The organism is Psychrobacillus sp. FSL W7-1493 (genome assembly GCF_038004905.1).
Taxonomy (GTDB): domain Bacteria; phylum Bacillota; class Bacilli; order Bacillales_A; family Planococcaceae; genus Psychrobacillus.
Genome location: NZ_JBBOSB010000001.1, coordinates 1,761,997 through 1,775,364 on the forward strand (window position 1 = coordinate 1,761,997; position 13,368 = coordinate 1,775,364).

The window sequence follows — 13,368 nt, forward strand, 5'->3', positions numbered from 1 at the left end:
AGGATAGCTATAATTTGAGTTGATTTGGGAGTGTAGCAGTTTGAATAATCCTTGGAATAAATTTATATATAAGGTTGGTTCTCCAATTTACGATAAGTTTTTTAATTCGGGGATCTTTTTAAATGCTCGAAAACAAATATTCCAATCAATAACATTTGATAACAAACAAAAAATCTTGTTTGTTGGAGTAGGGACAGGTGCTGATTTAGAGTTAGTAAATTACTCAGACTTAGATATAACTGCAATTGATTATTCACCTGACATGCTTGGAAAGGCAAAAACAAAGTTCAAGGGATCTACGATAAAGTTTTTGGAAATGGATGCTCAAAATATGGATTTTGAAAACAAGTCCTTTGACTATGTAGTAGCAAGTCTAATCCTTTCAGTTGTACCTGATGCTAATAAATGTTTTCAAGAAATTACAAGAGTTTTAAAATATGAAGGAAAAATAATTATTTTCGATAAATTTGCTCCTAAAAATAAAAAGCTTTCGTTAACAAAAGTTCTTTTAAGACCTATTATAGAAGTATTAGGAACTGATATTGGTCGGAGTTTTGAAGAATTAATCCCTGAAAAAAGTATAAAAGTAGAAGAGGATATACCAATTATGATGAATGGAATGTATAGAAAAATAGTAATTTCTAAAATTCATTAATTGTTCTTATTGAACTAACAGTTAACTGTAGTGAAAAATCGAAAGTGGGATACAGTGAGCTTGGAGATACATTTCCAAGCTTATTTTTATGTGCACATTTTTTTAGAATGCATAGTCTCTCAACCTTAACTTATCTGCGGTTTCCCATGTTCCATGAACACTTGCCAAGATAAGCATTTGCTTTTTCTTGCTTAAATCGCTTTCCATTTTCCTGTTGTCGAGGAATTGGAATCACACTAAATAAAGTTGTAAATACCTCGTAGAAAAACCATTAAACCGACTTATCCATTTCTTTAAACTGTAATGGTAATTATTAATATTATTGAGGTGGTAGATGCCTTTCTTTACATATTCTTTCTTACTTCCGTTTATGATGATGTGCTCCATATCGTTAGTAGATGTGTAAGGTTTGTAAGAATTGTGAGCATAGGAAATAAGCACCGTATCATTCTTAAAATGCGATGTAAGAGTGTTATCAATTTGTTCCATTAGAATTCTACCTGAACCCACACGTTTTGAGAGAGTTGTTTTGTTACGAATACACAGACTTGTTCCTTGGAAATACCTCTTTTGGAAGCAGGACCGCCACGTTTTCTTGGTTTGCGATTCGGAATAACTCTTCGTCCTTTATGGCTTTCTAAGAAGTATGTTTTATCTACTTCTACTAGTCCTTCAAATATACCGATACTTTCTTTTGCGAGTGCAGAGAGCACTTTATGCCTCCAGTAAAATGCAGTTACTTGAGTACTGCCAATATTTTTAGCGGTTTCCCGAAGTGATAGACCATTCAACATACACTCAATAAATGGGATCCATTTATCTGCCTTTTTCGAACGATACATAGGGGAGTTAGTCAAATCACTGCTTAATTTATGACAGTCTTTTCAATTATAACGTTGCCGACCGTCTCGCTTCCCGTAACGAACCACGGATGTACTTCCACAATGCCGACAATGAAATCCATTTGAAATCTTTCTCTCTCACAATTTACCGATTAAAGCTCCTTGTTGTGAGGTAGACGGCGAAAAATGGCGAGTTAGATAATCTGAAGTGTATTCTTTGTCTTTATCATTTAAAGAAGAAATATTAGCTATTATGTTCGTTAAAGTCATTTGAATTGCCCTTTTTGTAATCTTTAAAGTCAGGAAATGTAAAAATTATAATATTTGAATTTACAAACTATTTACATCTCCTTTATACCCACTCAATATACAAACTTTAAAGTAAGTCTTGTAAGACAGAAAATATACTTTAGGGGGAAATACCTGATGAAAAGCTGGAAATACTTTTTATTAACAACTATGGCAGGATTGACATTTGTTCTGGGAGCCTGCGGATCAGATTCTACAGAAGGAGCAGAGACAGAATCCGATATTAGCTCATCAGAAGCGGATGAACCCCAAGCAGAAGGTGTCTTGGAAGGGAAAGTTTCTGGAGATGGCTCAAGCACGGTGGCGCCTATCTTAGAAGCAGTGGTAGAGGAGTATGCAGCTGAACAGTCTGAAGTCCAGGTTACAGTAGGAGTGTCAGGAACAGGTGGAGGCTTTGAAAAGTTTATAGCTGGAGATACTGATTTTTCTAATGCGTCACGTCCTATTAAAGAAGAAGAAAAGCAAAAGCTGGCAGAAGCAAATATTGACTTCTCAGAATTTCAAATTGCTTACGACGGATTATCACTAGTAGTAAATAAAGAAAATGATTGGGTAGATTCTTTAACTATAGAAGAATTACAAAAGATGTGGATAGAAGATGGGACAAAGAAAAAATGGTCAGATATTAACCCAGAGTGGCCAGAGGAAGAGATTGTATACTACTCCCCAGGCACGGATTCTGGAACTTATGACTACTTTGATGAAGTAATATTAGATGAAGCGGATTTGGTTAAAAGTGCAACGTTATCCGAAGATGACAATGTTCTTGTGCAGGGAGTACAAGGTGACAAAAATGCGATTGGTTTCTTTGGGTATGCATACTATCTAGCTAACCAAGAGACTTTAAAGGTAGTTAAAGTAAATGGTGTTGAACCTACAAACGAAACAATCGAATCTGGAGATTATTCGCCGTTGTCACGTCCCTTATTCGTTTACGCTAACAATCGTGCCATTAAAGAAAATCCAGCTTTCTATGATTTCATGAAATTTACCATTGAACATGCCGGTGATATGGCAGAAGCGGTTGGATATGTGAGTTTACCTGAAGAAAACTATAATAAAGGGCTTGCAGACTTAGAGGCACTTAAGTAATAGAGATTTATATGGGGAAGATTTATGAGTAGCTTGCTGCTGCTCATTTCTTTCGTTGGAAAAAGGGGGATTTACTGTGGTAAAAAGACTAACCGAGAGCATTTCCATTCAAGAACTAATCGTAAAATCTCGCGCAGGTAACTCTAAAAAATTTGAAAAGATTATTCCATATATCCTCATGCTTATTGCATCAGTCTCTGTCCTTACCACTTTTGGAATAATAATAACGTTAGTAGTGGAAACAATTATTTTCTTTTCACGTATTTCGTTTACAGAATTCTTATTTGGAACTGAATGGTATCCATTTGCAAATACAGAGCAGCTGTTTGGGATTCTGCCATTAATAGTAGGAACATTGAAGGTGGCTTTTATAGCTGGGATTGTTGCAGTCCCATTTGGTATTTGTTCAGCAATTTATTTAAGTGAATATGCAAGTGATAAAACAAGAAGAATTATTAAGCCTATTTTAGAAGTATTAGCGGGCATTCCTACTATTGTGTACGGTTTTTTTGCATTAACCTTTGTTACCCCTCTATTGCAGCAGATCATACCTGATTTAAAAATATTTAATGCCTTGAGTCCAGGAATCGTCGTTGGCATAATGATTTTACCAATGATTGTTTCATTGTCGGAGGATGCCATGTCATCCGTACCAAACTCCATTAGAGAAGGTGCAATAGCAATTGGCTCAACGAAATTAGAAGTAGCTATAAAGATCGTCTTGCCTGCAGCAGTTTCGGGAGTTATCGCTTCTATTGTGCTTGCCATGTCTAGAGCAATCGGCGAAACAATGATCGTTTCTTTGGCTGGGGGCTCAACACCAAAGTTTGACTGGGATCTTACAGAATCAATTCAAACAATGACGGCCTACATTGTTCAAGTGTCTTCTGGTGATGTCGGTTATGGAACCACCATCTACTATTCGATCTATGCAGTAGGTTTTACATTATTCTTATTTACGTTGTTCATGAACTATCTTGCTCATGTTATATCGAAAAGATTTCGGGAGGAATATTAAATGAGATACGTAGAACATGAGACGGTTGTGAAAAGGATGACTAGTAGGCTGACGATAAATATGGTATTTAAATTTATTTTTTTATTAACTACTTTATTTGCTTTATTAGCTTTGGGTATTTTATTCTACCGAATTATCTCGCAAGGTGCAGATTACATTACACCTGAATTTTTTCAAAACTATGGGTCCAGATTTCCAGAAAAAGCAGGTATTAAAGCTGCATTGGTGGGATCTATTTGGTTAATGGGAGTTGTCGCTCCAGTTTCCTTAATATTAGGAGTTGGAACAGCAATATATTTAGAGGAATATGCAAAGAAAAATAGATGGAATGATTTTATAAGGATGAATATATCTAATCTAGCAGGAGTTCCCTCAGTAGTTTTTGGATTATTAGGATTAACTATTTTTGTGCGTGCATTGGCATTAGGGAATAGTGTACTAGCAGCAGGCTTTACTATGAGCTTGTTAATCTTACCGGTAATTATTGTGGCATCTCAAGAAGCTATACGCTCTGTTCCATCAGAGGTTCGGGAAGCTTCTTATGGAATGGGAGCAACCAAATGGCAAACGATTATTAAAATCGTGCTTCCTTCAGCTATTCCCGGAGTGTTGACTGGCGCAATTTTAGCATTATCTCGAGCTGTCGGAGAAACTGCTCCGTTAGTTGTTATAGGTGTACCAGTTATTATACATTTTCTCCCCGATGGACCGTTAAGCCAATTTACAGCTCTTCCTATGCAAATTTACGATTGGGCAAAAAGACCACAAGTGGATTTTCAATATGTTGCAGCTGCGGGAATTTTAATTTTGATGATTTTCTTGTTGTTTATGAATGCAATAGCGGTTTTAATCCGTAACAAATTCCAAAAACGATACTAGGAGGACCCATCAATGGTCTATGCTAAACAGAAAAGAACTGCCCAAGATTCCACATCAACTAACATCGTATACGATACAAAGGATTTAAATTTATGGTACGGTGCACACCATGCTTTAAAAAATATAAATTTGCAAATAAATGAAAACGAAGTCACCGCAATCATTGGTCCATCAGGCTGTGGTAAATCTACATATATCAAAACTTTAAACAGAATGGTAGAATTAGTCTCATCAGTAAAAATTTCCGGAGAAATAACTTATCGTAATAGAAGTATTTTTAAAGCAGACTACACCGTAGAGGAACTAAGAACAAAGGTAGGTATGGTGTTTCAGAAACCAAACCCTTTTCCAAAATCGATATATGACAATATAGCGTATGGTCCTAGGATACATGGGATTAGTAATAAGAAAATACTAGATGAAATTGTGGAGAATAGCCTACGCGGAGCAGCTATTTGGGATGAGGTAAAAGATCGTTTAAATGCAAATGCCTATAGCCTTTCTGGTGGGCAACAGCAAAGGATTTGTATAGCACGTTGTCTGGCAATTGAACCTGACGTAATTCTGATGGATGAACCGACTTCAGCGCTTGATCCAATTTCTACTTTAAAAGTAGAGGAATTAATGGCCGAGTTAAAGAAGGATTATTCCATTATAATTGTTACACACAATATGCAGCAGGCAGCAAGGATTTCAGATAAAACTGCATTTTTCTTAAATGGCGAAATAATTGAATTTGATCAAACAAATGTTATTTTTTCAACTCCGGAGGATATACGCACAGAGGATTATATTTCGGGCCGCTTTGGATAACGAAAGGGGAAAAACATTATGGTAGGAAGAGAAAAATTTAATGAAGAGCTTAAACAAGTACAGCAGTTATTGGTTGAAATGAGTAATACCTCCATACAAACGATTGACCATGCAATGGATTATTTATTGGCAAATGATATTGAAGGTGCATTAACCATTATTAATAATGATGTTCATATTAACCGAATGGAAGAGGAAATTAATGATCGGGTTATTTTACTAATTGCAAAACAACAGCCTGTAGCAACGGATTTAAGACGGTTAATGGTGTTAGTGAAGATTGCTGCAGATATGGAACGTATAGGGGATTATGCGGTAAATATCGCAAAAGAAACTATTCGTATAGGTAAGGACGAACATATTGCACCCATTTACTTATTAGATGAAATGCGAGTAAAAACAATTGCTATGTTAAAACAAACGTTAACAGCGTTTATTAAAGAAGATATGGAAGAAGCTAAAGCAATCGCTAAACTGGACGATGAGGTCGATGAAATGTATGGCTACACGATTAAAACTCTATTAGGGGTAGGGGTAAGTGATCCCTCTCAATTGAGTCAGGTAACACAACTATCCTTTGTCTGTCGATATCTCGAACGGTCTGCTGATCATGCCACTAACATGGCGGAACGCCTTTTATATTTACTAAAAGGAAGACATTACGAGTTAAACAATTAAAGCATACGTAATCTAGCAGAGACTTATATTTTATGAAGTGAAAAAGCTCCTTCAATCTTACCGAATGGTAAAATTGAAGGAGCTTTTCTAGGTGTATATACTCTCATGTTTAGTTAGTGATTAACTCAGTAATTTGTTTGATAGTCATGGAAGAGTCCACTTCATAATTCCCTATTTGGATTCGTCCTGCCAAATTTTGATCTACTATATAATTGTGTAAATCCATTTGGTTTTGAATAACTCCAGCTTCCTCAAGTAAAGAACTAATATCAGAGGAGGTCATGCCAGAAGTGATGGATAAAGTAAAGCCTTGAACAGTCGGAGAAGATGCTTGTTGTTTATTCTCTTCTTCATTTGGTTCATTTGGTTGCTCTTTTTGTGCATTTTCCAAATTCAGTTGGAGTTGGGCAAGCTGTTCTTTGACACTCGATAGCTCTTTTTGAGATTGCTCATATGCCTGGTTCGTAACAACCCCAGTCGAAGTTATATCTTCTTGGAAAAAGCGTTGATCTATTTGAATCATGGTGCCGGCAAGGAATAAGCCAATGCCTAAGAAAAGAATAGATGTTTTTTTCATCCCTGGGAACCACCTATTACTGATTTAACTTCCTCTACAGAAAGGGAGGAGCGAGTGCTAATTTCCTTTAAGGAGTATCCTTGCTTATGTAATTCCAGTACCTGATTTCTTATTATTTCATGTACAATTGGTTTTACCACAGTTGGATTTTTTTTAGGGGCAGCATGGATAGGTTCTATCAGTAATTCTTCTTCAATAACCTTCATTCTCCGTTTAAGAGCACTTGTTTCCTGGTAGACGGTAAAAGAAAGATCCTCTACTTCTGCTTCTACTTTTTTAGAAGTGTCCTTAACAAAGAAAGAAATTGCGATTAAAAGTACCCCGAGAACCATAATAATAAATGATAAGTCCACTTTTTTTCACCTCAAAATTTAAATATCTTCTATCTATACTACCATATCCGAAAAAACTTTAAACAAATTCTTCTATAATATTGTAGATTTTCTTCAATTGTGTGCTATAATTGGTTAGTCGTATAAATCATGCTCAAGTTTTATATTTAATCCTGGCAAAGAGTGGGAGGGACAACCATGCGCGTTAATATTACATTAGCTTGTACAGATTGCGGAGAGCGCAACTATATTTCTAAGAAAAACAAGCGTAACAATCCAGAACGTCTTGAACTTAAAAAATATTGCTCTCGTGAAAAGAAAATGACTCTTCATAGAGAAACTAAATAATAACCTAAACCAAAACCTTTAGTGGTTTTGGTTTTTTTCTTTAGCTAATCTAATATTGGGGGTAAAATTATGTCCAAACAATTAATAAGAAAAAATATGCAGGAGAATTTATCTAGAATAGATCATGATTCATACATATTATATTCCGAGCAAATAAAAACAAACTTTTTACAAGAAATTTTAACTTTAAATTTCCAAACGATTGGCCTAACTATATCTTCTTATCCTGAGGTGGATACAGAGGGAATTATTAAGGCCCTTTGGGATATGGGGAAGACAGTAGTTGTACCAAAATGTTCTCCCAAAAGTCGAACGATGACTTTTTATCATATAGAAAGCTACGATCAGCTTGAAACGGTCTACATGAATCTAAGGGAGCCAAATCCAAATGTGACGACGGCTATTAGTTCGGATGCAATTGAGTTGTTAATAGTCCCTGGTATTGTGTATAATAAGTCAGGTTATCGAATCGGGTACGGTGGTGGATATTATGATCGATTCTTATCTACTTACCTTGGCTTAACAATGTCCTTGGCTTTTGATATGCAGGTTAATGATGAAGTAGTACGAGAACAGTTCGATCTACCGGTTGACCGCATAATAACTGAGAGTGCAACCATACCATGTTATGAATATCGAAAAAAGGATGATAGTAATTGAAGTCTGTATATGATGTGATGCAGCTATTAAAACGTTTTGGGATTTATGTATACACGAAGGATCGTGTGGCAGATCTTGAAATAATGGAAGAAGAAATAAAAGAATTATATGCTATGCAGATGATTCAACCTCAAGATTTTCAACAGGCAATATTAATACTTAGACAAGAAAAAAGTAGAGTTATTAAAACTTTATAACTAGGAAATAGTAAACTTGTGTAAGACTAAAAAGCTATATTACAAAATAAATGAAACTTTTCAGGTTTGAGAACGTCTAATAAAGGGTATATAAAAAAGGGATTGTAAAATTTTATATTAATATCCCATTTCATTGATATTGATTTATTGTCAAGAAAGGATTAATATATACACTGTTACTTTACTCACATAACGAGTAAATAAGGAGGATGTAGGCATTGAAAAATAACTGGCCAAAACATTCTATTCTTGTAATTGCAATTGTGGCAACTTGGATAAAAACGTATATTGTGTACCACACGAGCTTTGATATGAAAATCGAGAATATAATGCAACAATTTATTTTATTTATTAACCCATTGAGCTTTTTGCTCCTGATCTATGGAATTTCTTTATTTTATAAAACCAATAAGGCTAGAAATAGACATATAGTAATTACTAGTGTGATACTTTCCATAGTACTTTATGCAAATGCTGTATTTTATCGCTTTTTCACGGATTTTATAACCATTCCAGTCTTGTTTCAAACAAGTAATTTTGGAGATTTAGGTTCTTCTGCAGCAGCAAGTATCTTCCTTACTGATATTTTCTATTTCACCGACATTGCGATTATTTTAATCGCGATGAAATGGTTAAAAACTAGAGAAAAAGGTACGAGTATTAAACCAGCAACAAGAAGAGCATATTTTGTGCTTTCTGCTGCTATATTATTTTTAAACTTAGGACTTTCTGAAATTGAAAGACCTCAGCTTCTAACAAGAAGTTTTGACAGAGAAATGCTTGTTAAAAATCTTGGCTCATACAATTACCATTTATACGACATTTATATTCAATCCAAGTCCCATGCTCAACGTGCACTTGCAGATGGAAGTGAGTTAGTCGAAGTAAATAACTATGTACGCTCAAATCAAGCGGATCCTAATGAGGAAATGTTTGGCTTAGCTAAAGACAGAAACCTAATTGTTGTTTCTATGGAATCTTTACAATCGTTTGTTTTAAATAACGAAATGAACGGGCATGAAGTAACACCATTCTTAAACAGTTTAACGAACGATAAAGACACATTCTATTTTTCAAATTTCTATCATCAAACAGGATTAGGGAAAACGTCTGATTCCGAGTTTCTTGTAGAAAATTCTCTTTATCCTTTAGGTGGCGGTGCTGTATTCTTTACACACGGAGAAAACACATACCACTCAATGGCTGAACGTTTAAATGATGAAGGTTATTTTACGAACGTCATGCACTCTAACAAGAAAAGCTTTTGGAACCGAGATATGATGTACCAGTCGCTTAATATTCAAAAGTTTTATGATGTAATGAGTTATGATGTAAATGATGAAAACTCAGTAAACTGGGGACTAAAGGATATACCATTCCTAGAGCAATCTGTAGATTTAATGACAGAAATGCCTGAGCCTTTTTATTCTCGTTTAATCACCTTGACGAATCACCATCCATTTACATTGGATGAAGAAGATATGTTAATACCTGAATACGATTCTAATTCTGGAACATTAAATAGATACTTCCAATCAGTTCGTTACATGGATGAATCATTAAAAGTGTTCTTTGATGAATTAAAAGAAAAAGGATTATATGATAATTCTATTATTGTGATGTATGGGGACCACTATGGTATTTCTGAAAATCATAATGCTGCAATGTCTAAGTATTTAGGAAAAGAAATCACGCCTTATGAGTCTGCTAAGTTACAAAGCGTTCCTATGTTCGTTCATATTCCAAATAGTGATGCCGGAAAAGAAGTAACGGATATCTCCGGTCAAATTGACTTGCGTCCAACAATTTTACACTTATTAGGCTTAGAGACGAATAAGGATATGCAATTAGGTGCAGATATTTTCTCTGAGGATCATGAGGAATTTGTTATTTTCCGTAATGGTGGTTTTGTTACAGAGGATTATTTATACACTGCAAACACATGTTATGAGAATGGAACAGGTCTTGAGGTCGAGATGGAAAGCTGTCAACCATATGTTGATAGAGCAACACAAGCACTAGGCTATTCCGATAAAATTATCAATGGAGATTTGCTACGATTCTATGATTTGAAGACAGGTAATCTTTTAATTGATGAAACGAAGGATTCAGCTGAATAATTTCTTAGAAGCACAGACTAAAAGTCTGTGCTTTTTTAGTTGAAAACCAAACTTAGTAAAATTTACTAGCATCTTTTATTTAAATCTTAAGCAGTCAGAAAAGTCTTGATTTTAATATATCCTTTTTAAAATTTTAAGCTAAAAATTATCTAGATAATGTAAAGTGGTGTGACTTTTTATGTTATCCTATAAAATAACGATTGTTATTTTATTGTATTAGCTCAAGGGAAAAAGTTAGAGAATAAAATATAAGATATTTACTTTTTTTTGAAACAAAATTTAGTTTGAATCGTCTAATGTGTATAGGATGAAGGGGGGAGAATGTTGAAAAAAGCTTTATTATTTATTTTTTGTATAATGTTTTTACAGGCCTGCACAGAAACAGAGAAGTCACCAGAAGTTCCCCCTGACGATATCTCCGAGCAGCACACATCTGCAGATGAAAATGATATCACAAATCTAAAAGTTAATATCCCATCCATTCATTTAGAACGCAACAAATTTCATAGTGTTATTGGCTGGTTATCTGATGAAGAAATCTTACTTATATTGGTCGACAAAGGAGAGTGGATTTTAAAATCTTACTCGGTCACAAAAGAAGAATGGAAAGAGATTTATAGAACAAAAACACCAGTGATTCAAGGAATGATTCATCCGAGTAAAGAAATGATAGTTTTACATACTTCTAACAATTCCTCCTCAGCTGAAGTGCAATTAATACATATGAACGGGGTAGTGGAGCAAAGCTTGTATTTCGAATCTGCTGAACTGTACATGGATTGGCATCCAACAGATCCAAACTTAATTGTTTTCACTGCTTTTTATGAAGATTGGAGTTATAACAGCCTTGTTTACAATGGACATACGCAAGAAATGGAAGCGATTGATGTAGAGAATCCATTTGTAAAGTGGTTGGACAGCGAGAATTTAATGGTATTCGATTGGAGTGAAACTAGTTTAGATGGAAGTTATCTAAAACAGTATTCTATAGCTGATCATTCCATTAAGGCTACTGAGTGGAGTAATATTATTGATGTCCAAAACTTAGGAGATTCTCTAGTCTATATTCAAATAGATGAAGAAAACATGCAATTTAAGTATCACTTAGTGAACAAAAGCAATGGTAAGAGCTTTGATTGGGTATCTCCAGCCGTAAGTAATTACTCTGAGTGGGTTATACCTACCATATCAATAATCTCTCCAAATAGCTTTATTGCCTTCCAAGCGAAAGAAAAGGGAAATAAGGATGAAACAAATGAAAAAAGTATAATAGGTATGTACTCCCTAGAAGGGGAAAAACAATATGGGGAAATAATAGAACGACCTATTGACTGCTCGCCAAACGGTATGATTTGTCTTGGTGGATATGAGAAAGAACAATGGATTAACTTAAATACCTTAAAAGAAGCTAAATGGTTAAATATATTGGAATAGAAAAAGCTGTTATACAATTTTGTATAACAGCTTTTTCTGTATGTTTTAGTGTAAGCTTGGTGGAAAACCTTGGTTGATTACTGTCATAACTGTAAAGAAACCAAAAACTGCAAATGTACCAAAGTTAAATAAAACACTTAGTAAATTTTTTTCTTTGATTGCTTGGTAAGTGCCTATAATAGCTAGCACTGTAACAAGACCAAAAATAACTATTAATAAGTTCATGAAAGACACTCCTTCCGACATATAAAATAAATGTCGCGATTGCATATTCCTCTTCTATTGTAATTGTTATCTGTTCTTTTGTCGAGTAATAAAAGTGGCGAAAGATTGAACAAAAGTAAACAAATCGTTTAATATAGAGAAGAGGTGAAATTATGTTAAATATACGTACATATCCATTGGGTTTTATACAAACGAATTGCTACGTCATTTCCAATACTAAAAAAGAATGCCTAATTTTTGATCCAGGAGGCAACGGAGAGCAGTTAATTAAGGAGCTAAACAGGCTACATTTAAAACCAATTGCCATACTGCTGACTCATGCTCACTTTGATCATATTGGGGCTGTAGATGACGTAAGAGATGCATATCATATTCCAGTCTATATACATCCCACAGAAAAATCATGGTTAACTAATGCGGAGAAGAATGGTTCTGCCAAATATGCAGAAATTCCAAATATTATTGCTAAAGAAGCCGACGTAATGTTAAATCATGAAGAAAAGATGAGTATTGGAGATTTTGAATTTACTATCTCTCACACACCAGGACATTCACCAGGTAGCATAACCTATTACTTTGAATCAGATGGCTTTGCAATTGTTGGAGATACGTTATTCCAAAACAGTATAGGTCGTACAGATCTACCTGGTGGTAACGAGAAGCAGCTGTTAAAGTCAATACACACAAAGCTATTAACACTTCCTGTAGAAACTGTAATATATCCTGGGCATGGCCCAGCATCAACTGTTCAAGCAGAAATGGACAGCAATCCATTTTTGAATGGGTTTTAATAAAGACCAAATAAAAAGCAGCCTCCATTATATGTGGAAGCTGCTTTGGACTTTATTAATGTCCACCTGGTACATGTATGAATGTAGTGTAGTATGTAAAACCAGCGAAGAAGAACATTAAGTAAGCCCCGAAGATGTACATATACATACGCTCAGATAGGTTTAAGAACCCTAAAAGAAGGAATAACCCCGTATTTGCTAAAAATAGTAAAGACGCTTCTGTCATATCACCTAAATAAAACATAACTGCAAAAATCCCTGTCCAGAATGCCATTACTTTATACATATTGCCCAATTGTAGTCCCTCCTTTTGCAAAGAATACAAATAATTCTCCTATTCATTATAAATGAAAGTGTTCTTACATGTAAACTGATTATTAAATATCTACATATGAATA

The 13,368-nt window shown here is 34.7% G+C and carries 16 protein-coding genes and 1 pseudogene; 12 read left to right on the top strand and 5 right to left on the bottom strand.

From position 1 onward, the window contains the following. The first annotated feature begins 40 nt into the window (after positions 1-40). Positions 41-655, top strand: coding sequence for a class I SAM-dependent methyltransferase (locus MKX96_RS08890; RefSeq protein ID WP_340883239.1), 615 nt, complete (start codon positions 41-43; stop codon positions 653-655). A 102-nt stretch (positions 656-757) separates the two neighbouring features. Here the strand turns inward: MKX96_RS08890 and MKX96_RS08895 are convergent. Next, a pseudogene (locus tag MKX96_RS08895) lies at positions 758-1,767 on the bottom strand (IS1595 family transposase). A gap of 156 nt (positions 1,768-1,923) precedes the next feature. Between MKX96_RS08895 and MKX96_RS08900 the strand changes: the two are divergent. The 5 genes from MKX96_RS08900 to phoU all read left to right on the top strand — a co-directional run bounded on the left by MKX96_RS08900 (position 1,924) and on the right by phoU (position 6,286). Continuing rightward, positions 1,924-2,898 (top strand): PstS family phosphate ABC transporter substrate-binding protein, encoded by a 975-nt coding sequence (locus MKX96_RS08900; RefSeq protein WP_340883240.1) that lies wholly within the window; start codon positions 1,924-1,926, stop codon positions 2,896-2,898. 76 nt (positions 2,899-2,974) lie between these two features. Next, entirely contained in the window at positions 2,975-3,916 is a 942-nt protein-coding gene (gene pstC, locus MKX96_RS08905; protein ID WP_340883241.1) for a phosphate ABC transporter permease subunit PstC, read from the top strand. Continuing rightward, a complete protein-coding gene (gene pstA / locus MKX96_RS08910; protein ID WP_340883242.1) occupies positions 3,917-4,795 on the top strand; it encodes a phosphate ABC transporter permease PstA in 879 nt (292 codons plus the stop codon). 12 nt (positions 4,796-4,807) lie between these two features. Then, positions 4,808-5,608 (top strand): phosphate ABC transporter ATP-binding protein PstB, encoded by an 801-nt coding sequence (gene pstB / locus MKX96_RS08915; protein WP_340883243.1) that lies wholly within the window; start codon positions 4,808-4,810, stop codon positions 5,606-5,608. 18 nt (positions 5,609-5,626) lie between these two features. Beyond that, positions 5,627-6,286, top strand: coding sequence for a phosphate signaling complex protein PhoU (phoU, locus tag MKX96_RS08920; protein WP_340883244.1), 660 nt, complete (start codon positions 5,627-5,629; stop codon positions 6,284-6,286). A 109-nt stretch (positions 6,287-6,395) separates the two neighbouring features. On the opposite strand, the gene MKX96_RS08925 is transcribed toward phoU, so the two are convergent. Then, positions 6,396-6,863, bottom strand: coding sequence for a hypothetical protein (locus MKX96_RS08925; RefSeq protein WP_340883245.1), 468 nt, complete (start codon positions 6,861-6,863; stop codon positions 6,396-6,398). Then, positions 6,860-7,216 (bottom strand): hypothetical protein, encoded by a 357-nt coding sequence (locus MKX96_RS08930; protein ID WP_340883246.1) that lies wholly within the window; start codon positions 7,214-7,216, stop codon positions 6,860-6,862. Before MKX96_RS08930 ends, MKX96_RS08925 begins: the two co-directional genes overlap by 4 nt. 177 nt (positions 7,217-7,393) lie before the next feature. On the opposite strand from MKX96_RS08930, the gene rpmG reads away from it, so the two are divergent. From rpmG to MKX96_RS08955, 5 genes are all read left to right on the top strand, one after another. After that, complete coding sequence (gene rpmG / locus MKX96_RS08935; protein WP_053588882.1) at positions 7,394-7,543, top strand: 50S ribosomal protein L33; 150 nt, start codon at positions 7,394-7,396, stop codon at positions 7,541-7,543. A gap of 69 nt (positions 7,544-7,612) precedes the next feature. Next, the gene (locus MKX96_RS08940; protein ID WP_340883247.1) at positions 7,613-8,203 is read left to right on the top strand and encodes a 5-formyltetrahydrofolate cyclo-ligase; all 591 of its coding nucleotides are present in this window, start codon (positions 7,613-7,615) and stop codon (positions 8,201-8,203) included. Next, on the top strand, positions 8,200-8,400 hold the full coding sequence (locus tag MKX96_RS08945; RefSeq protein ID WP_340883248.1) for a YqgQ family protein: 201 nt from the start codon (positions 8,200-8,202) through the stop codon (positions 8,398-8,400). The genes MKX96_RS08940 and MKX96_RS08945 overlap by 4 nt, the downstream gene beginning before the upstream one ends. 218 nt (positions 8,401-8,618) lie before the next feature. Then, positions 8,619-10,520, top strand: a complete 1,902-nt coding sequence (locus tag MKX96_RS08950; protein WP_340883249.1) for an LTA synthase family protein — start codon at positions 8,619-8,621, stop codon at positions 10,518-10,520. Between the two features lie 324 nt (positions 10,521-10,844). Further along, entirely contained in the window at positions 10,845-11,954 is a 1,110-nt protein-coding gene (locus MKX96_RS08955) for a YqgU-like beta propeller domain-containing protein (RefSeq protein ID WP_340883250.1), read from the top strand. Between the two features lie 45 nt (positions 11,955-11,999). Here MKX96_RS08955 and MKX96_RS08960 read toward each other — a convergent pair whose 3' ends face one another. Further along, entirely contained in the window at positions 12,000-12,179 is a 180-nt protein-coding gene (locus tag MKX96_RS08960) for a DUF2759 domain-containing protein (RefSeq protein ID WP_169358108.1), read from the bottom strand. Positions 12,180-12,331: 152 nt separating this feature from the next. Between MKX96_RS08960 and MKX96_RS08965 the strand changes: the two genes are divergently transcribed. Further along, positions 12,332-12,970: an MBL fold metallo-hydrolase gene (locus tag MKX96_RS08965; protein ID WP_340883251.1), complete on the top strand. Its 639-nt coding sequence runs from the start codon at positions 12,332-12,334 to the stop codon at positions 12,968-12,970. 55 nt (positions 12,971-13,025) lie between these two features. On the opposite strand, the gene MKX96_RS08970 is transcribed toward MKX96_RS08965, so the two are convergent. Then, positions 13,026-13,265 (bottom strand): DUF2626 family protein, encoded by a 240-nt coding sequence (locus MKX96_RS08970; RefSeq protein ID WP_169358110.1) that lies wholly within the window; start codon positions 13,263-13,265, stop codon positions 13,026-13,028. Between the last annotated feature and the right edge of the window lie 103 nt (positions 13,266-13,368).